This is a genomic window from Citrobacter sp. wls757 (assembly GCF_005280935.1).
In the GTDB taxonomy this organism is placed as follows: Bacteria; Pseudomonadota; Gammaproteobacteria; order Enterobacterales; family Enterobacteriaceae; genus Citrobacter; species Citrobacter portucalensis.
Map to the genome: position 1 here is coordinate 330,053 of NZ_SZWU01000060.1, position 390 is coordinate 330,442.

Sequence of the window (390 nt, forward strand, 5' to 3'; positions counted from 1 at the left end):
TTTTCTCAATAAACGTATTTCTCGGCCCTGATTCAACGTTACTGCGCCGACAATCACGCCATCCTGTAGGTTAAACCATATTGCTTTCTGCGCATCAGGATCGCCGCGTAGGAGCCAGTTCTCACCCTGCATTTCGCCGACAAACTGTAGATTATCACGGTACTGATCGGTCCAGAACCAGCCCGGCGTTGCTGCTGGCTGCGGTTGATTGAGCATCGCGGCGGCGGCAACCTGTGCCTGAAAATTGGCGTTTTCCCAGCTTTCCACGCGTACTAACGAACCGTCAGCCTGGCGTGTTATCGCTACGTCACCGGCGGCGAAAATCGCGGGATCGGAGGTGGTGCAGGCGGTATCAACGATAATGCCGTTCGCCGTCTCCAGCCCCGCTTC

General features: G+C 55.9%; 1 protein-coding gene. It reads right to left on the reverse strand.

What is annotated here, in order from left to right; translation table 11 throughout:
- A partial coding sequence (locus FDW94_RS24395) for an oxidoreductase C-terminal domain-containing protein (RefSeq protein WP_249358575.1) occupies nt 1-390 on the reverse strand: 390 nt, incomplete at both ends.